At 70.6% G+C, this 17,199-nt stretch carries 19 protein-coding genes and 1 tRNA gene; 13 read left to right on the top strand and 7 right to left on the bottom strand.

Features of this window, described 5'->3' with window-relative positions:
- Positions 1–25 precede the first annotated feature (25 nt).
- Both O7615_RS33880 and O7615_RS33875 read right to left on the bottom strand, forming a co-directional pair.
- The gene (locus O7615_RS33880; RefSeq protein WP_278181870.1) at positions 26–481 is read right to left on the bottom strand and encodes an Rrf2 family transcriptional regulator; all 456 of its coding nucleotides are present in this window, start codon (positions 479–481) and stop codon (positions 26–28) included.
- 105 nt (positions 482–586) lie between these two features.
- Positions 587–1,486 (bottom strand): AraC family transcriptional regulator, encoded by a 900-nt coding sequence (locus O7615_RS33875; RefSeq protein WP_278181869.1) that lies wholly within the window; start codon positions 1,484–1,486, stop codon positions 587–589.
- A 228-nt stretch (positions 1,487–1,714) separates the two neighbouring features.
- Between O7615_RS33875 and O7615_RS33870 the strand changes: the two genes are divergently transcribed.
- On the top strand, positions 1,715–2,491 hold the full coding sequence (locus O7615_RS33870) for an SDR family oxidoreductase (RefSeq protein WP_278181868.1): 777 nt from the start codon (positions 1,715–1,717) through the stop codon (positions 2,489–2,491).
- 227 nt (positions 2,492–2,718) lie between these two features.
- Here the strand turns inward: O7615_RS33870 and O7615_RS33865 are convergent, their stop codons facing one another.
- The gene (locus O7615_RS33865; RefSeq protein ID WP_007457244.1) at positions 2,719–3,150 is read right to left on the bottom strand and encodes an SsgA family sporulation/cell division regulator; all 432 of its coding nucleotides are present in this window, start codon (positions 3,148–3,150) and stop codon (positions 2,719–2,721) included.
- Between the two features lie 630 nt (positions 3,151–3,780).
- On the opposite strand from O7615_RS33865, the gene O7615_RS33860 reads away from it, so the two are divergent.
- The 6 genes from O7615_RS33860 (at position 3,781) to O7615_RS33830 (ending at position 7,681) form a co-directional block, all read left to right on the top strand.
- Positions 3,781–4,197 (top strand): TIGR02611 family protein, encoded by a 417-nt coding sequence (locus tag O7615_RS33860; protein ID WP_278181867.1) that lies wholly within the window; start codon positions 3,781–3,783, stop codon positions 4,195–4,197.
- A 50-nt stretch (positions 4,198–4,247) separates the two neighbouring features.
- Positions 4,248–4,322 (top strand) — tRNA-Val (locus O7615_RS33855).
- A 379-nt stretch (positions 4,323–4,701) separates the two neighbouring features.
- Complete coding sequence (locus O7615_RS33845) at positions 4,702–5,913, top strand: helix-turn-helix transcriptional regulator (protein WP_278181866.1); 1,212 nt, start codon at positions 4,702–4,704, stop codon at positions 5,911–5,913.
- 133 nt (positions 5,914–6,046) lie between these two features.
- Positions 6,047–6,256 carry a hypothetical protein gene (locus tag O7615_RS33840; RefSeq protein WP_278181865.1) on the top strand — a complete coding sequence of 70 codons (210 nt, stop codon included), beginning with the start codon at positions 6,047–6,049 and terminating at the stop codon, positions 6,254–6,256.
- Positions 6,253–6,549 (top strand): hypothetical protein, encoded by a 297-nt coding sequence (locus tag O7615_RS33835; protein ID WP_278181864.1) that lies wholly within the window; start codon positions 6,253–6,255, stop codon positions 6,547–6,549. The genes O7615_RS33840 and O7615_RS33835 overlap by 4 nt, the downstream gene beginning before the upstream one ends.
- Positions 6,550–6,670: 121 nt before the next feature.
- Positions 6,671–7,681 (top strand): DUF5954 family protein, encoded by a 1,011-nt coding sequence (locus O7615_RS33830; protein WP_278181863.1) that lies wholly within the window; start codon positions 6,671–6,673, stop codon positions 7,679–7,681.
- 26 nt (positions 7,682–7,707) lie between these two features.
- Here O7615_RS33830 and O7615_RS33825 read toward each other — a convergent pair whose 3' ends face one another.
- Together O7615_RS33825 and O7615_RS33820 are read right to left on the bottom strand one after the other, a co-directional pair.
- Complete coding sequence (locus O7615_RS33825; protein WP_278181862.1) at positions 7,708–8,484, bottom strand: hypothetical protein; 777 nt, start codon at positions 8,482–8,484, stop codon at positions 7,708–7,710.
- 220 nt (positions 8,485–8,704) lie between these two features.
- Positions 8,705–9,058 carry a helix-turn-helix domain-containing protein gene (locus tag O7615_RS33820; RefSeq protein WP_278181861.1) on the bottom strand — a complete coding sequence of 118 codons (354 nt, stop codon included), beginning with the start codon at positions 9,056–9,058 and terminating at the stop codon, positions 8,705–8,707.
- An 84-nt stretch (positions 9,059–9,142) separates the two neighbouring features.
- On the opposite strand from O7615_RS33820, the gene O7615_RS33815 reads away from it, so the two are divergent.
- A complete protein-coding gene (locus O7615_RS33815; protein ID WP_278181860.1) occupies positions 9,143–10,033 on the top strand; it encodes a pirin family protein in 891 nt (296 codons plus the stop codon).
- 43 nt (positions 10,034–10,076) lie between these two features.
- On the opposite strand, the gene O7615_RS33810 is transcribed toward O7615_RS33815, so the two are convergent.
- Complete coding sequence (locus O7615_RS33810; RefSeq protein WP_278181859.1) at positions 10,077–11,303, bottom strand: serine protease; 1,227 nt, start codon at positions 11,301–11,303, stop codon at positions 10,077–10,079.
- A 198-nt stretch (positions 11,304–11,501) separates the two neighbouring features.
- On the opposite strand from O7615_RS33810, the gene O7615_RS33805 reads away from it, so the two are divergent.
- Positions 11,502–11,909, top strand: coding sequence for a YciI family protein (locus tag O7615_RS33805; RefSeq protein WP_278181858.1), 408 nt, complete (start codon positions 11,502–11,504; stop codon positions 11,907–11,909).
- An 8-nt stretch (positions 11,910–11,917) separates the two neighbouring features.
- Entirely contained in the window at positions 11,918–13,060 is a 1,143-nt protein-coding gene (locus O7615_RS33800; protein WP_278182331.1) for a DUF6596 domain-containing protein, read from the top strand.
- A 38-nt stretch (positions 13,061–13,098) separates the two neighbouring features.
- Here O7615_RS33800 and O7615_RS33795 read toward each other — a convergent pair whose 3' ends face one another.
- Positions 13,099–15,090, bottom strand: coding sequence for an acyl-CoA dehydrogenase (locus O7615_RS33795; RefSeq protein WP_278181857.1), 1,992 nt, complete (start codon positions 15,088–15,090; stop codon positions 13,099–13,101).
- 72 nt (positions 15,091–15,162) lie between these two features.
- On the opposite strand from O7615_RS33795, the gene O7615_RS33790 reads away from it, so the two are divergent.
- From O7615_RS33790 to O7615_RS33780, 3 genes are all read left to right on the top strand, one after another.
- Complete coding sequence (locus O7615_RS33790) at positions 15,163–15,762, top strand: TetR/AcrR family transcriptional regulator (protein WP_278181856.1); 600 nt, start codon at positions 15,163–15,165, stop codon at positions 15,760–15,762.
- A 103-nt stretch (positions 15,763–15,865) separates the two neighbouring features.
- Positions 15,866–16,054 carry a hypothetical protein gene (locus tag O7615_RS33785; protein ID WP_278181855.1) on the top strand — a complete coding sequence of 63 codons (189 nt, stop codon included), beginning with the start codon at positions 15,866–15,868 and terminating at the stop codon, positions 16,052–16,054.
- Positions 16,055–16,447: 393 nt separating this feature from the next.
- Complete coding sequence (locus O7615_RS33780; protein ID WP_278181854.1) at positions 16,448–17,032, top strand: hypothetical protein; 585 nt, start codon at positions 16,448–16,450, stop codon at positions 17,030–17,032.
- Positions 17,033–17,199 lie beyond the last annotated feature (167 nt).

Below are 17,199 nucleotides of genomic sequence, written 5' to 3'. Positions count from 1 at the left end.
GAACCACGCGACGTGGCGGCGGGGATCAGCGCGGTTCCCAGGCGTCGGGCAGGGTGGTCAGCCGCCGGACATGGGTCGGCAGCCGACCGTTGACGACGTCCGCCAGGCTCACCTCGTCGACCACCCGCCGCAGCGAGGCGCGGACCGCCACCCAGAACTCCGGTAGGTGCTCGGCCACCCCTTCGTACTTCGTCTCCTCCGGACGCAGGCCGCGTACGCCGGCCAGTGGCCCCTCGACGGCCCGCAGCACCGCGCCGATGGTCACCTCGCGGGGCGGCTGGGCCAGGGCGTAGCCGCCCTCCGCGCCCCGCTGGGCCCGGACGATGCCGGCCCGGCGTAGATCGGCCAGGACCGCCTCGAGGAACTTGCGGGGCATGTCCTGCTCCGCGGAGATGGCCTGGGTGGACAGCAACGACGGGTACGCGGCGGCGAGACTCAGTGCCGCCCGTACCGCGTAGTCACCACGCGCGGATATCTGCACCCTGCCATCATGCCCAACGTGCGCCGGTCGAGCGGCATCCGGCCGGCGGAATCGCCTGCGTGCTGCCGCCGCCCGCGTCCGTCAGGCCGGTGGACGCCGTGCCCGTCACGCCCGGTGGGCGCCGGTACGCGCGTCGGCCGGCGGGCGGGGACGCACCACCGGTGCCGGTGCGGGCTGCTCGCGGGCGGCCCGGAACGCGCCGGGGCTGACGCCGACCTCGCGGGTGAAGAACCGGCCGAAGTTGGTCGGCTCGGTGAAACCGAGCTGCCGGCCGATCCGGGCGACCGGCTCGTCGGTGGCGGTGAGCAACCGGCTGGCCTGGAGCGCGACCCGCTCGTCCACCACCTGCTTGGCGCTGCGCCCGGTGACTGCCAGGCAGGCCCGGGTGAGGGTACGCACCGAGCAACCCAGCCGGTCTGCATAGTCCTCGACCCGGCGGGTGTGCTGGTAGCCGCGTTCCACCTCCCGGCACAACCGACGGAAGGTGTCCTCCTCGGGGCGCGCCGCCCGCCCCGCACCGGACGGCAGCATGCTCAGCCGCAGCAGCAGCACGGTCAGCTGATGGCGCAACAGGCTGCGGGCGGCCGGCGTGCCCGCGTGCCGGCGGGAGTCCACGGTCAGCTGGCTCACCTCGTTGATGACCGCGTCCTCGTCCTCGCCGGCGAGCTGGACCCAGGTCGGCACGTCGTCGGCGTCGACGTCGAGCCCGTGCAGCGCCTCCGGGTGCCAGCGCACCACGGTGGCGTCCAGCTGGGGGAGCGTGCAGCGCAGGACCTGCCCGGCGCGTACCCGCAGCAGTGTGCCGGGCCGGCAGGGCAGGACGCGGAAATCCACCTCGGCGAGGCCGTGACCGCCCGTGGTCAGCACGATCAGCTCACGGTCCAACAGCACCGGTCGCCGCCACCCGGGGTCGGGAGTCAGATCACCGAGTGTGATCGTATCGATCCCGGCCGGACCGGCGGCGGCATCGGGCAGGGCCGTGACGAGGTGACCGGAAGGGACCATCACCTGCGACGTTAGCCCGCGACCGGCCCGCACGCACCCCTTGCGGCCCGGGTAATCGTCGCGTCCTTTACTCGGCCCGGGGGTCGCTTCCGGGTGCTCGGGGTTGTCCCGGTGCGGGCGTGCGGTTAGGTTACCGATCGGTAGCTATCTGGTCGTCGTGGCGCCCGAGCGGCCTCTGGCGGCGGCCCTGACATCCGGCCGGGTCGGCCGGCTCGTGAGGGGATGGGCATGAGCGATCTGTTTTCCGTCGACGGCAAGACGGTCCTGGTCACCGGTGGCTCGCGGGGAATCGGGTTGATGATCGCCCGAGGCTTCGTCGCGGCCGGCGCACACGTGATCATCTCGTCGCGCAAGGCCGAGGTCTGCGAGGCCGTGGCCCGGGAACTGTCCGGATCCGGCCGCTGCGAGGCGATCCCCGTGGACCTCGGCCGCGACGGGGGCCCGCAGGAACTGGCGGCGACCGTCCGGGACCGGGTCGACAGGCTGGACGTGCTGGTCAACAACGCCGGAGCCACCTGGGGCGCACCGCTGGAGAGCTACCCGCAGAGCGCGTTCGACAAGCTGTGGGCGGTCAACGTCAAGGCGGTGTTCCAGCTGACCACCGCGCTGCTGCCGGCCCTGCGTGCCGCCGCCGGCGCCGACAACCCGGCGCGTGTGATCAACATCGGCTCCATCGACGGCATCCGGGTGCCGGCCATGGAGGTGTACGCCTACTCCGCCACGAAGGCGGCGGTGCACATGCTGACCCGCAGCCTGGCCCACCAGTTGGCCGGCGAGCGGATCACCGTCAACGCGATCGCGCCCGGACCGTTCGAGAGCAAGATGATGGCGTTCGCGCTGGACGACCCCGGCACCCGGGCGGCCATCGAGGCCCAGGTGCCGCTTGGACGGATCGGCCGACCCGAGGACATGGCCGGCACCGCGATCTACCTCGCCTCCCGGGCCGGCGCCTACCTCACCGGCGCCGTGATCCCCGTAGACGGCGGCCTAACCACCCACGGCTAACCCCGTACCCCCACCCTCCCCGCCCCCCGCCCGCGCGCCTCGCCCCTTGCCGCGCCTCGTCGATCTTGCACTTTGTGTCTCGACATACCGGGCGTAAGCTGTATATCGGCGACCGAAAGTGCAAGATCGCCGCTGTGACGTGCGTGCGGCGGGGATGGTGGCGCGGAGGGCGGACAGGCGAGGACCGCGCGGACTCGGCAGATCCGCGCGGCCCCGTTCCGTCGTGGTCAGCGACCGGCCAGCAGCCGGTTCACCGCCGTGTCGACGTCCAGGTGCTCGGCCTCCCGACCGCGCGGGACGACGACGTAGGTCCGCCGCAGGAAACGCACCAGCACGCTGCGCGGCACCTCGAACAGGGCGTTGCCGTCCGGCGACGACAGCGCCAGCGCGACGAAGTCGCCGCGCGGAGTGGCCCAGGGCCAGACCCGTACGTCTCCGATGCCCGCCGGCTCGTCGAGCCCGGTGACCAGCAGTTCGCGGGCGAAGGACCAGCTCACCGCCTCGCCGCCGGCCGATTCGGCATGGAACAGGACATGGACCGCATACGGGTCAGCAGGGTCGTAACGCAGACTGGCGCGCACCGGCAAGGCGGTGGCGTCAGGTGCGACGAGCCTTAGCGACGTCTCGACCTCTACGGTCGTCGGTCGAATGACACTCATGAACGTTCTCCCCCCGGCACCGCTGCGGAACGCGCGTGTCCCGCTTTTCCCATACTCAGCCGCTCTTCCTGGCTACGCTCCGCCATGCGCTGACTTCACCCAGTGGTGGGAAGGGGGTCCGAAAGGCCGTCTGAATGTGAAAATTCATGTAGGATTTCCGGTTCTGCCCAGTGGGTTCATCCAGCCCGGCATCGGGTTTGTTCAGTCGTCGACTTACTCCGGTAACGTCCAGTCGGCCGTTGCAGTGACGGGCCCGCGCAACACTGGGGGGTGAAATGGTCGCAGAAGCGATCCTCAGTGGATCCGGTGACCGCGCGGGGCCCGTCAAACGTCGCGGTCCGCGCAGCCGAACAGCGGGGGTACGGGGTGCCGAAGGAGCAGCAGGATCGACCCGGTCGGTCCGTGGCCGATCGCGGCGCGGCGGGTGGCCGCGACGCGGAGGGTGATCGAGGTCCGGTGGGTGATCGGGGTTCGGCGAGTGATCGGCGGCCGGCGGCCGGCGGTCGGGCCGGACGTAACGGACGTGACTATGCCCGGGGGAGCGGCGCCAACGGACGCGCCACGTCGGTGGGGCAAGGCCGTCGCGGCGAGACGAACGGAGTCGCGGAGCGTGAGGGGGGTGTTGTCGCCGTGTCCGAGCGACGTGGCCCACCACACTGGCGGCAGCGGATATCCACCACCCTCGCATTGATCCGGGCCAACCCCACCGGCCGCGTCGCACTCAAGGTCATAATCGGGGTGCTCGGCGCCCTCGTGGTGTCCGTCGGCATCGTGCTCATCCCGCTGCCCGGCCCGGGCTGGTTGCTCGTGATCGCCGGCCTCGGCATCTGGGCCGTGGAGTTCCACTGGGCCAAGCGGCTGCTCGGCTTCACCCGCCGCCACGTGCACGGTTGGACGGCATGGGTGAAGAGGCAGTCACTCGCCGTACGCGTGGTGATCGGCTCGGTCGGCATCGTCTTCGTCGGCACCGTGGCCCTGCTGTCGGTCAAGTACAGCCTCGGCATCGACGTGATCGCCCAGGTGCTGCGCTACCTGGCGACGAACTGACCCCGGGTTCGCGGTCCGGTCGTTCGATCGGGTAAGGTGATCCGCGCTGAGGGCGATTAGCTCAGCGGGAGAGCGCTTCGTTCACACCGAAGAGGTCACTGGTTCGATCCCAGTATCGCCCACCACGAATAAGCAGCTGAGGCACCCTCGGAAGAGGGTGCCTCTCTTGCTGACTGCATCGATGAGCATGGTCATGAGTCAGCTATGAGTCAGCGAACGCGTCGCGAATGCGTTGACCCCGTCCGTCCGATCGGTGAGTGTAGAGGTTCAACGTTGTCGACGGTTTCTCATGGCCCATCACCGCCCTGAACGTCGTTGATCGGAACGCCGCGCGACATCAGCTCGGTCGCGTACGAGTGCCGCAGGTCGTGAAACGCAGCCCGCCCGGCGCCGACCTCGCCACATGCGCGACCGCTTCCCGTGAGTCTAGGATGCCGCTACAGATAGTGCAGATTGCGGCCGCTGGGTCGGTGGTGCATCCCCGTGCTACGCGAGGAGGTTCCGGTGGATTCCTTGCCGGAGTTGACGTTCGGGCAGCGGTTGAAGGTCTACCGGGAGCGGTCCGGGAAGACTCGTGCGGTGCTCGGTGGGTTGGTGGGGCGTAGCGCCGAGTGGGTCAAGGCGGTCGAGACGGACCGAATCCTGCCGCCGCGCATTCACATGCTGGATCGGATCGCCCGTGCCCTGAAGATCGACGTGTCTGCCTTGGCGGCGGAGTTGGGCGACCGGTCCGCTGTGGTCAACGGGCCGGAGCATCCGGCGCTGGCGTCGGTCCGGGCCGCCGTGAACCATGTCGCGCTCCCCGGTGACATCCCGCCGGAGTCGTTGTCCGGTCTGAGGGAGCGACTTGCGGCAGGGTGGCGGGCACGCCATCAGGCGGCGGATCACCGTACGGTGCTGGGCGGGTTATTGCCGGGGTTGCTCCGGGACGGGCAGCGGGCCGTGTTGGCGTACGAGGGTGAGCAGCGGCGGCAGGCCCAAGCCCTACTGGCGGAGACGCTCGGGCTGGCGCAGATGTTCCTTGCGTACCAACCGGCTGCGGAGTTGCTGTGGCGGGTGGCGGACCGGGCGATGGTGGCGGCGCAGGAGTCCGGTGATCCGGAGGCGATCGCCGGTGCGGCATGGTTCCTGTGCCAGGTGCATCGGGACGCCGGGGACTGGGACACCGCGATGGCGGTGACGCTGAACGTGCTGTCGGCTCTGGAACCGCGAACGGCCGACGGGAGCACGAACCTGCTGGCGTTGTGGGGTGCGCTCAACTTCGAGGCCGCGTACACCGCCGCTCGTGCTGGTGAGGAAGGTCGTGCCTGGCGGTACTGGGACCGCGCGGATCAGGTGGCGCAGCGTCTGCCGGAGGGCTTCTACCAGCCGCAGACGTCGTTCTCCCGGGTCATCATGGGCGCTCATGCGGTGACCGTGGCGGTGGAGTTGCAGCAGTCGGGCGAGGCGGTGCGGCAGGCCCGTCGCCATGATGTGGCGGCGATTCCGTCGAGGCCGCGTCGGGCACGCCATCTGATCGAGGTCGCGCGGGCGCACTACGGCAAGGACGACAAGGAAGCGACCGTGGCGGCGCTGCGGCGGGCGTACGAGTCGGCTCCGGAGACCATCCGCTTCAACGGGTACGCCCGCCAGATCACCCTGGACCTGCTCGACGGTCCGCGTTCCACCCGAGACGACGCCCGTGACCTGGCGGTCAAGGTCGGCCTCGTGTCGTGATCCAGGGGTAGGAACCTTACCCAACCCAGCCCGCCACCGAACGTAGCTTCTCGCTCACGGGATGCGGTGGTCGGCGCGAGTCACGCCCGGCCGCCGCGTCCCCCAGCCAGAGGGCGACGAAGCTGCCGCCCTCGTGAGCGACGAGGGAGGGTACGTGCGGCGCGTCTCGTACGACGGCTATCTGTCGGCCACCGCGTTGACCTTCGCCCGGCGGCATCGGCCGGTGTGGTCCTGGCAGCGCTGGCGGCGCATCTGCGGCTGCGGAGCTGACCTGCCGTGCCGGACCCGGCACCGGCTACCGATCAACCGAGGGCACTGGCCACCGACGGATGATCAGCGGTGACCACCCACGGGCCGGTACTGCCGATCTGGAGCTGCGGTGGCTGCGACCTGCCGTGGCCGTGTCCGACGCGGCGGCGGGAACTGCGCGCGGAGTACGCGGACGCGCCGGTGTCGCTGGCTCTCTACCTCGGTGCCTACCTCATCCAGGCCGCCGAGGACATGCCCTGGGCGCCAGCCGGCACCCTGCACCGCCGCTTCATCGGCTGGACGAGGCAGCCGCCGGAAGTACAGCAGCGAAGTACAGCAACCGTGCCAGCCGAACTCGACCGGCACGAGCGTCACCAGGCTGGATGATCATTCCCGCCCGCCCCCCGAGGGGTGCGACCCGACTTTGTGGAGGAGTTACTGGCATTTGTGGAGGGACCGTGGTGGTGGCGGTGCTGCGTTTCGGCGATCCGCGGCACACAATGCGTGCATGGCCTATCGCGACGAGCGGGTGCCCGATCACCTGCTGATCAAGATCGAGCAGCGGGACGACCCGGTGTCGGCGGTCTCCGAGGACGACGCCCGGCACCGCTCGGTCGCATACCCCACGATCTTGTGGAGCGCGCCGATCTTCGGCTGTGCCGAGGAGGTGGACGGCCGGTGGCGGATCCTGCGGCTGAACGCCGACGAGCCGCAGGACGCCCGGGACAGCCTCGCGTCCCACTTCCGCAAGCTGTTCAGCGAAACACCGCAGACCGCTGAGCATACGGTCGAGCGGGCGGCCTACGAGGAGGCGTATGAGCTGCTCGACTGGGAGCCTGTCGACGAACTCGCGGCCAACGGGCGCCGCTACCGGATCATCCGCGCCCAACCGTTCATCCGGATGGGCCCGGACGGCCCGGAGCCGCCCCGGCCCACCGATCCGGACCCGCACCCGCCGGGGCAGGCGGAGCGGAGCGCATCGCGGTGGGACGGCTTCGTCATCGACCCGACCGCTGGTACGGGGCTCGCCGACGGGCTGGTCCGGATGGAGATGATCTCGGCGTCCTACCGGGCGGAGACTGTCCCCGAGGATGTGCACGCCGACTCCCGCCGGGCGGTGGCCACCCACCCGAACGTGGTGCTGCTCCCGGTCTGCTACACCGTCGGGGAGCACGTCTCCGGCCGGTGGCGGCCCCGGTCGTCCAACAACTACCCGACACCCCAGGCCGCCCGGGACGCGGAGTCCCTGTCCGTCGGCGACATCGCGCGCACCGAGAACACCTCGATCGAGGAGCTCATTGCGGCGTACGCCCGCGCCCGGGCGGCGCATCGGCCCCCGCGTACCGACGACTTCGAGGTGCAGGGCGTGCCGTGCCGGGTGACTCGGGTCGAGACCTTCGTCCGGGTTGGCCCGGACGGCCCCGAGGGACCGCGCCCCTCGGACCCGGATCCGCTTCCACCACCGGCGCGGCAGGTCCAACAACTCCGCGACCAGGGACTGATGCCCGATCCGGACTGACCCCCGGCTCGGAGACGGTGGTGGGGTCAGCAGCCGATGCGGGCGGTGGAGAGCGCGATGTCGTCGATCCAGAGGTCGAACTCGCCCGGCGTGGTGCCGCCCTGGTAGAGCTGCCAGCCGATCTTCACGGTGTTCACCGTCGGCAGGATGAAGGGCACGTCGTTGCCGCCGTGCGTGTTGGTGGAGGCGGTCAGCTCCGGGTTGGCCACGCCGTCGATCCACACCGTGACGCGGTTGTCCGCCGGGTCGAGTTTCCACTCGAAGCACTGCCAGGTGTCTTCGACCACCGGGGCGGACTCGCGCCAGTTGGTCCAGTCGCCGGTCGGTCCGCCATCGGCGCCCAGGCCCCAGAAGATTCCGGGGACCGTGGGGGCGTACTGGCCGCCGATCGGGCGGACGATCTCCGAGCTGCCGGTGCCAGTGGCCTCGACGAGGGTGAAGTGTGCCCAGTCGGGGGCGGTCGGGAAGGCGTCGACGCGTAGCCGCATCCGGCCGTAGAAGCGGTTGCCGGGTGCGGCGAAGTCGTCGACGCGGAGGAAGGCGCGTCCGTTGTCGACGGTGTGGATGTGCAGCACCTGGTTGCCACGGGCGGCACGTTCGACGGTGAGCGTGCCGTTGCGGGTGTCGATGCCCCAGTTTAGGGTGCTGGGGCCGCCGCGCGGCAGTCGCTCGAAGTCCTCACAGAAGAGCAGGTGTCGGGTGCAGGAGCCGCGGTGGGAGGCACCCGCCGCGTCGGACGGGACGCTGCCGGCCGTGGCGCCGAGCACCAGGGCGGCGGTCAACGCCGCGAGAAGGTTGCGCATGGTCTCCTCCGTGACTTCGGTCCTCAGCACGCCGACGGAGTGCCGATGGACACGGCGCTCGACGCTTGGAAGCGTTCCCACATATAGCAGATGTTCAATGCCTTCGCTGCGCGTTCGGCGTCGAGGTGCGGTGCGGACGCCACACCGATGCCCGGTCAGAGCACGTCTTCGAGGGTGATCGGCAGCTTGCAAACCCGTCGCCCGGATGGGTCGGCCGCCGTCACCCTTTCTCCTCCGGAGGGTGCCGCCTGCTCCAGTGGGACAGGGGCTGAAGCGCGGTGATCAGCTCCACGCCGTCCGGCGTGAGGGCGTAGGTGATCTGCACCGGTGTGCTGGGGATCACGGTGCGGGCGATGAGCCCCCGGGTCTGGAGGTCCTTCAGCCGCAGCGAGAGCTGCGGATCGGAGATGCCGGGCACCATGGCGCGGTAGTCCCGGAACCGGCGGGCGCCCCGGGCGGCGGCGAGCAGGATCGCACCGGTCCAGCGGACCCCGATGATCTCTACCGTGCGGACCACCCGGCGGCAGTCGTCGTGGTCGGCAGGGGTGGCGGGCAGGCCCGGCAGCGTGGTCACTCACCAAAGATAAGTAGCTTGGGTGGCCTTTGCCAGCAACGGCGGCCCGGCAGGACGCTTTCCCCATCGAGCAGGGAGGGCATGATGGCCAGCCACAGCACACCGGTCACGCGTGGGGTCGACCGGATCATCGACAAGGTGCGCATCGGTCGTACCGCACATTCTGACGACAGCGCACTCATCATCGCGCCGGGCAACAACGCCTGGACCGACCCGTTCCTGGTGATGGGTGAGGAACTGGTCAACGAGCCGGGGTTCGACTGGCATCCGCACCGCGGACTGGAAACCGTCACCCTGATCCTGGACGGCGCGCTGGAGCACGGCGACAGCCTTGGCAACGCCGGCGTGCTCGGGCCGGGCGACATCCAATGGATGACCGCCGGGCGCGGCATCATCCACCGGGAGGTCGCCGCCCGATCCGAGCGCGCGCACATCATCCAGATGTGGATCAACCTGCCGGCCGACCGGAAGCTCGCGCCCACCCGCTACCAGGATCTGCGTGCCGGCATGCAGGCGGTGCACACCGAGCCGGGTGTGCTGATCCAGGTCGTCTCGGGCGAGACCGCCTCGGCTCGCGGTCCGGCGATCAACCACTGGCCGATCCTGGGGATGCTCATCACACTCGATCCAAGGACCGAGTACCGGCAGGTGCTCGACGGGGACCAGCGGGCCTTCGCGTACGTCATCTCCGGCCGCCTGGCGGTCGCCGGCCGGACGGTCGACGCGGGCCAGATCGCCTGGTCGGACCCGGTCTCCCGGCAGGGCGGCCCGACCACGCTGGCGCTGGCCACCGGCGACGGCGACGAGCAGACCCGGGTCATGCTGTACGCGGGACGGCCCATCGGCGAGTCCGTGGTGGCCAGCGGCCCCTTCGTGATGAACACCCGCGCGGAGATCGCGCAGGCGTACCGCGACTTCCACTCCGGCAGGTTCGGCAGCATCCCGCGGAACACCCGACTGCCCGCGGGCGCATAGGCGGTGGTGGGGGAGGGGTCGCCCTGCCCCACCACCGTCCCCGTCAGCCGTTGTCGATCAAACTGGCGATCTCGTTGTAGATGAGGTGCGCCTTCGCACCCTGGTTGGACGGGCAGCCGCCGAGGTGGTGCAGGGCGATCACCCGGTGGCTGCTGTTCAACACCGGCGAGCCCGAGTTGCCGCCCGAGGTGTCACAGCTGTAGCTGATGTTCCAGGTGTTGTAGTTCGCGTTGCGGACGGTGCAGCGCGGGCCGTTCTGGGCGTCCTCGAAGATCGACAAGCGCTTCGGGTTGCCGTCGCCGTGTCCGGGGATGTACATCTGGGTGCCGTTGCTGGTGGCGCTGGTTGCCAGGTAGAGCGTGCCGAAGCCCTGGATGGCGGCGAAGTTGTTCACCGAGTACAGGGCGTAGTCCAGCTGGCTGGAGCCGCCGGCGCTCACCCGGTAGAGGGTGGCACCGCTCACCTTGGTGCCGGCCCCGGGGTTCGCGCCGCCGCAGGTGGCGCACTGGTAGTTGAACTGCATCTCGCTGCCGCTGACCGCGGACTGCGTCGAGAAGCAGTGCTTGTTGGTCAGCATGCGGTTGGTGTTGCCGACCCGCCAGGTGGTGCACATGCCGCCGCCGCTGATGAGCAGCCGGGCCACCGCGTTGCTGCGGGCGTACTCGGTGGGGTGGCTGCTCTGGTAACAGACCACGTCGCGGCGGGCGTCGGTGCTGCAGACGGACTGCGTGGAGAAGTTGTACTGCGAGATCTCCGCGCGGTCGTAGCCGCGCCAGAACCGGTCGATGGTCGCGGCGCTGCCCCGGGAGGTGCGGCTGCCGTGCAGCGTCACCACTGCGGTGTCGCCCTCCACCGACATCGCCCAGAAGCCCGGTCGCCCGTCGGTGGTGTAGTCCGCGCCGGTCGCCCGGTCCAGGTGGCGGTCGTACCGGTAGCTCTCCCGGCCGTCGGGGCTGGACACCGTGACGTACTCTCCCGGCGCCAGTCGCAGGGAGCTGAAGTGCACCTTGACGTACGTAGCACCGGGGTGCCGGATGACCTGGGTCCGGCCGTTGCGGGCGGACGACAGCGAGCCGTCGACGGTGCGTAGCTCACCGACCGTCGTCACGCCCTCGGCGGTGAACTGATCCGACTCGGGTGCCCGGTCGGAGTGTGGCGCGAGGGGTTGAACCGAGTACGCCTCGGCGGGTGCCGCCAGCAGGCTCAGCCCGAGCGTGCAGGCGCCGAGCGTCACCGCCACCGTTCGCAGGCGTCGCAGGGCATGTGTCATGGTCGCTCCTCCCCAGGAACCGGAACCTTAACGAGTCCTAAGTCTTCATACACGAGCGCGATCGACATATGCAAGATTCTCGATCTCTGGGAAGTGAGCCGAGAAAGTTCGGAAGATGATGTCGAGAACCCGTGGTGGGCGTCGTCCCCGGGGTGACGGTGACCAGAATGGGTCGCACCAGCATCGAGGAGAAGCACGATGGCCAAGTACCTGCTGCTCAAGCACTACCGCGGCGCTCCGGCTGCGGTCAACGACGTGCCCATGGAGCGGTGGACGCCGGAGGAGATCTCCGCGCACCTGCAGTACATGAGCGACTTCGCGACCCGGCTGGAGGGGACCGGGGAGTTCGTCGACGGTCAGGCCCTCGCCCCCGAGGGGACGTTCGTCCGGTACGACGGGGAGGGGCGCCCGCCGGTCACCGACGGCCCGTTCGCCGAGACCAAGGATCTGATCGCCGGCTGGATGGTGATCGACGTCGACAGCTACGAGCGCGCCATCGAGTTGGCCGGGGAGCTGTCGGCCGCACCGGGGGCGGGTGGGAAGCCGATCCACGAGTGGCTTGAGGTGCGCCCGTTCCTGGGCGCGCCGCCCACCATCACGCCGTGACCGGCGAGTTGGACGAGGCCCTGCTCCGGAGCCTCACGCCGAGCGTGCTCGGGATCCTCGGCCGCCGCGGAGCCGACTTCGCGGCGGCCGAGGACGCCGTGCAGGACGCGCTGGTCGAGGCGGTACGCGTCTGGCCGGTCGACCCACCGCGTGACCCGAAGGGCTGGCTGGTCACCGTGGCCTGGCGCAGGTTCCTCGACGCGGCCCGGGCGGACACCGCCCGCCGCCGGCGGGAGGACCGCGTCGACGAGGAGCCGGCGCCCGGTCCGACCCCCGCGGTGGACGACACGCTCCAGCTCTACTTCCTGTGCGCCCACCCGTCGCTGACGCCGTCGTCCGCGGTCGCGCTCACGCTGCGTGCCGTGGGCGGGCTGACCACCCGCCAGATCGCCCAGGCATATCTGGTGCCCGAGGCGACCATGGCGCAGCGCATCAGCCGGGCCAAGCGCACCGTCTCCGGGGTGCGGTTCGACCAGCCCGGCGACGTCGCCTGCGTGCTGCGGGTCCTCTACCTGGTCTTCAACGAGGGTTACTCCGGTGACGTCGACCTCGCCGCCGAGGCCATCCGGCTCACCCGGCAGCTCGCGGCCGCGATCGACCACCCCGAGGTGTCCGGCCTGCTCGCCCTCATGCTGCTCCATCACGCCCGGCGCGCCACCCGGACCGCGCCCGACGGCAGCCTGGTGCCGCTCGCCGAGCAGGACCGTGGCCGGTGGGACACCGCGTCGATCGCCGAGGGCGTCGAGATCCTGCAGGCGGCCCTCGCCCGCGACCGGCTGGGCGAGTTCCAGGCCCAGGCCGCCATCGCGGCACTCCACGCCGACGCGCGCACCGCCGAGGAGACCGACTGGGTGCAGATCATCGAGTGGTACGACGAACTCGCGCGCCTGACCGACAGCCCGGTCGTCCGGCTCAACCGCGCGGTGGCCGTCGGCGAGGCCGACGGACCGCGCGCCGGGCTGGCGGCGCTCGCGGCGCTGGACGACTCACTACCCCGGCACGCGGCGGTGGCGGCATACCTCCACGAACGCGACGGCGACCTGCCGACCGCGGCGCGGCTGTACGCCGAGGCCGCCCACAAGGCCCCCAACCTCGCCGAACGCGACCACCTGATGCGCCAGGCCGCCCGCCTCAACGAACACCGGGCCTGAGACGGCGCCGACCAGCGTAGGCGGGGGAGCGGCCCCGCCTACGCCGGGACGGCCTGCGGATCACCGGCGGCGTCGTGGGCCGCCATGGTCTCCTGCCGGCCGGGCTCCTCGCGCAGGATGGCGCAGTGCAGCCACGTCTCCGGGATGGCGAAACCGTCCACCAGCGTCCGCATCTGCGGGCGCAGCTCCCTGAGCAGGCCGTTCATCACCCCGGTGACCGCCTTGGAGCGGGCGGGCGTGAGCCGGCCGTGCTCCAGGAACCATCCCTTGTGGGCCTCGATGACGCTGAGCGCGTAGAGGTCACAGACGCGGGAGAGCAGGGCCTGGACCGCCGGGTCCTCGGTGGCGGCGATGCCGGCGACGAACGCCTCCAGGGTGACCCGGTCGATGTGCGCGGCGGCGACCGTGAGGACGTGATCCTGGACGTCGTTGAAGATGTCGAAGGGGCGGTCCTTCTTGACGGCCGCACCGTTGCGGAGGCGGCGGATCGCGCCGTCGAGGAGGTGCTTCTCGCGATCCTCGAAGACCTTGAGCTGCCAGCCCCGGTCGGTGACCGCGACCTCCTCGTCACGGCCGGGAACGGCGCTCACCAGCCGCTGGATGAGCGACCGCGCGGCGGTGCGCTCCAGCACCATTTCCCGCACCTGTTCGGCGACGAAGGAGGCACGCCCCCACCCGTCCAGCGAGCCGAACTCGTCGCGGTAGCCGGTGAGCAGCCCCTTGGCCACCATCTGCAGCAGCACCGTGTTGTCGCCCTCGAACGTCGTGAAGACGTCGGTGTCGGCCTTCAGGCCGGGCAGCCGGTTCTCGGCCAGGTAGCCGGCGCCGCCGCACGCCTCGCGGCACATCTGGATGGTGCGGGTGGCGTGCCAGGTCTGCGCGGCCTTGAGACCGGCGGCCCGGGACTCCAGTTCCCGCTGCCGGTGCTCGTCGAGCGGGCCGTCGCCGCCCTGCGCCTCGCTGAGCGCGGCGACCAGCTCGGCCTGGGCGAAGTGGAACGCGTACGTGGTGGCCAGGGCGGGCAGCAGCTTGCGCTGGTGGGCCAGGTAGTCGTTGAGCGGCACCTCGCGATCGGCGTCGGGCGCGCTGAACTGCCGGCGGATGTCGCCGTAGCGGACCGCGATGGTCAGGGCCGACTTGGTGGCCGCCGACGCGGCGCCGCCCACGCTGACCCGGCCACGGACCAGGGTGCCGAGCATGGTGAAGAAGCGCCGCGAGTCGTTCTCGATCGGGCTGGAGTAGGTGCCGTCCGCCGCGACCTGACCGTACCGGTCCAGCAGCATGTCCCGGGGCACCCGCACGTGGTCGAAGCTGAGCCGTCCGTTGTCCACACCGAGCAGGCCGGCCTTGGGGCCCGCGTCGCCGATGGTCACGCCCGGCAACGGGTTGCCCCGCGCGTCGCGGATCGGGACCAACCACGCGTGTACGCCGTGCCGCCGCCCCTTGGTGATCAGCTGCGCGAAGACCACCGCCATCCGCCCGTCCCGGGCCGCGTTGCCGATGTAGTCCTTGCGGGCCGCCTCGTGCGGGGTGTGCAGGTCGAAGGTCTGCGTCTGCGGGTCGTACGTGCAGGTGGTGCGCAGCTGCTGGACATCGGAGCCGTGACCGGTCTCGGTCATCGCGAAGCAGCCGAGGGTGTTGGCGGAGATGATGTCCCGGAGGTGGGCGTCGTGGTGCCGCCGCGTGCCGAGGGCCACCACGGCGCCGCCGAACAGGCCCCACTGCACGCCCGCCTTGACCATCAGCGACAGGTCGACCTGCGCCAGCATCTCGCTGGCGATGATCGAACCGCCGACGTCGGACGCACCGCCGTACTCGGTGGGAAAGGCCGCCCCGATGCCCAGCTCGGCCGGGAGTTCGGTGAGCAGCCGGGTGACCCGCGCACGTGCCTGGTCGCCGGTCTCGCCGTACACCGGGAGGAAACGCGCGTCGAGGCGGTCACGGTGGGCGGCGCGGACCGTGGCCCACGGTCCGTCGAGCACTTCCCGCAGGCGGGCGAGGTCGATGTGGCCGGGCGCTTCACTGGGCATGGCTACCTCGTCGGGACGCGTGTGGGTACAGCTCGTACCCAATCGAGGATACAGAGCCGTTACAGTGGCCCGGTGAGTAACGCGGCGGTGAAACGGGACACCATCGCCGCCCGCCGGGCCGGCGGCGCCCCGGACGAGCGGGCCCGGCGGCGACAGTTGATCGTGGAAGCGGCGGTCCGGACCATCGAGGAGCACGGCACCGACACCGGCCTCGGCACGGTGGCCGACCGGGCCGGGCTACCCAGACCGCACGTGTACCGCCACTTCGCCAGCAAGGACGACCTTGACCAGGCCGTCGCCCGGCACGCCGCCCGGCTGCTGAGCGCGTGGATCCGCCCGTCGCTGTCGGCCCCGGGCGCGCTGCCCGAGGTGGTGCACGGCGTCATCGGCCAGGTACTGAGCTGGGCGGTGGAGCACCCGAACCTCTACCGGTTCCGGGCGCGCCTCGGCACCCCGCAGGCCGTCGCCGAACTCACCGACGCCGCCGTCGCCAACCTGCGCGCCGCCGGCCGCGAGGCACACCTGCCCGCGTACGCGGTGGCCAGCGTCATCGGCATGGTCGACGCCGGCATCATCTGGTGGTTCGACCACCGGGACGAGGTCGACCTGCACCAGCTGAACGACTGGCTCGCGGCCCAGGTCTGGCGGGTTGTCGCCGACGTGGTGACGTGATCGTGACCGCCTGACGCCATAGGCTCCGGTCTGGATGAACGGGGTCGGTAGCTGTTGGCGTGTCGTGCATCTTTGGCGCTCTTGGGGCAGCCATGTTGCTCGTGTGAACTTGAAGGAATGGGCGGCGTCGACCGGTATCGCGTACATCACCGCTCGGCGGCAGTACGCGGCCGGGACGTTGCCCGTTCCCACGTACCGGATCGGCCGTCTGATCATGGTGGGGGAGCCGGTCGGTACCGACCCGGCGTCGATCGGGCCACCCCCGGTCGCGGACGGTCATGACCACGACTAGCGAGACCAGCGCGTCATCGCGCCGGCACCGGACGCCGCTGCGCCCGTCCCTGGTCGGGCCCGTTGAGACGATCAGAACCATCGATGTTGCCGGATCGGGTCCAAACGTGTTGGAATGGCTCACATCGCCGCAGTGCGGGGGCAACCGCACTGGGAACGGCTAGCACGGGAGCATCGCAGTGCCGGCAGCGCGCCGTTGTGGCAGACGCTCGCGCGCCGCACCGCCGGGCCATCTTCACGACGACGGGCGCACATCCCTGGGCAGGTGTCCCCGCCGTCCATGTCCCCCGGTACGTGTCCCCACGACGGCCGACGCGCTCGACGTCTGGCACGCCGGAGGCGTCCGATGGGGTCTGCCAACGCACCAGAACCGGCGACGAGGTGAGAAGCAATCATGATTTCCCGGGAGAGTTTCGCGGGGTGGTACCGAAACCGCTTCGTGGGGGTGGCGGTGATCCTGCTGGCGGTCTCCGCCGGCACGGTCGTACTGGTCAACACGGCCGGCTCCGAGGCGCGGCCGGCGGATCTGCACGGGCAGATCGTGACCCGGATGCGCACCACGCTCGAACAGGCGGACCCGGAGCAACACAACCACGGTGGACATGGTGTCCAGCAGGTGGCCACCGGGGATGAGGCGAGGCCGGCGGTGATCTGTGGCGTCCACGTCTACGGCTACGAGCCGGCCGAGGCCACCACGTACGCCGATGTGCATACGGTCTACGGTTTCCACCTCTGCGGGGTCGCGGAGCAGAAGCGCACGTGGGACTGGGCGGTCAAGCTGGCCGGCCCGGTGATCATGGATCTGTCCACCGAGCCTCCGGGCATCCAGGTGGTCGAGGCGACCGAAGACGTCATCTTCATCGACCGGCTGCGGCAGATGTTCCCGGAGAAGTACGCGGAACTGGCGCAGCGGGAAGCACTGGGCGAGTCCGAGATGGCTGATCTGCGCCGCCGGTACGACGCCGCTGCCGGGTTCTGAGCCGGCCGGTCGGCCGGGCGGGGGCGGACGCTCCGGCACCCGTTCGGCCGATCCGGACCTGTCCAGTACGGCAGCTCCGGGCAACTCCATACACAGATGCACCAACCAGATGATTTGACATCGACATCGATCAATGTAAGGCTGTTGTTGGAAGCGCTCCCATATCG

The sequence above is a fragment of the Micromonospora sp. WMMD1082 genome, from assembly GCF_029626175.1.
Classification (GTDB): Bacteria; Actinomycetota; Actinomycetes; order Mycobacteriales; family Micromonosporaceae; genus Micromonospora.
Note: the sequence above shows the minus strand (reverse complement) of the source record. Positions and strands in the feature narration are given on the sequence as shown.

Coding starts and splice junctions, on each gene's coding strand:
- O7615_RS33815 (WP_278181860.1), top strand. CDS start 9,143: ATGGCCAGCCACAGCACACCGGTCACGCGTGGGGTCGACCGGATCATC.
- O7615_RS33805 (WP_278181858.1), top strand. CDS start 11,502: ATGGCCAAGTACCTGCTGCTCAAGCACTACCGCGGCGCTCCGGCTGCG.
- O7615_RS33875 (WP_278181869.1), bottom strand. CDS start 1,486: ATGGTCCCTTCCGGTCACCTCGTCACGGCCCTGCCCGATGCCGCCGCC.
- O7615_RS33810 (WP_278181859.1), bottom strand. CDS start 11,303: ATGACACATGCCCTGCGACGCCTGCGAACGGTGGCGGTGACGCTCGGC.
- O7615_RS33825 (WP_278181862.1), bottom strand. CDS start 8,484: ATGCGCAACCTTCTCGCGGCGTTGACCGCCGCCCTGGTGCTCGGCGCC.
- O7615_RS33830 (WP_278181863.1), top strand. CDS start 6,671: ATGGCCTATCGCGACGAGCGGGTGCCCGATCACCTGCTGATCAAGATC.
- O7615_RS33780 (WP_278181854.1), top strand. CDS start 16,448: ATGATTTCCCGGGAGAGTTTCGCGGGGTGGTACCGAAACCGCTTCGTG.
- O7615_RS33870 (WP_278181868.1), top strand. CDS start 1,715: ATGAGCGATCTGTTTTCCGTCGACGGCAAGACGGTCCTGGTCACCGGT.
- O7615_RS33795 (WP_278181857.1), bottom strand. CDS start 15,090: ATGCCCAGTGAAGCGCCCGGCCACATCGACCTCGCCCGCCTGCGGGAA.
- O7615_RS33865 (WP_007457244.1), bottom strand. CDS start 3,150: ATGAGTGTCATTCGACCGACGACCGTAGAGGTCGAGACGTCGCTAAGG.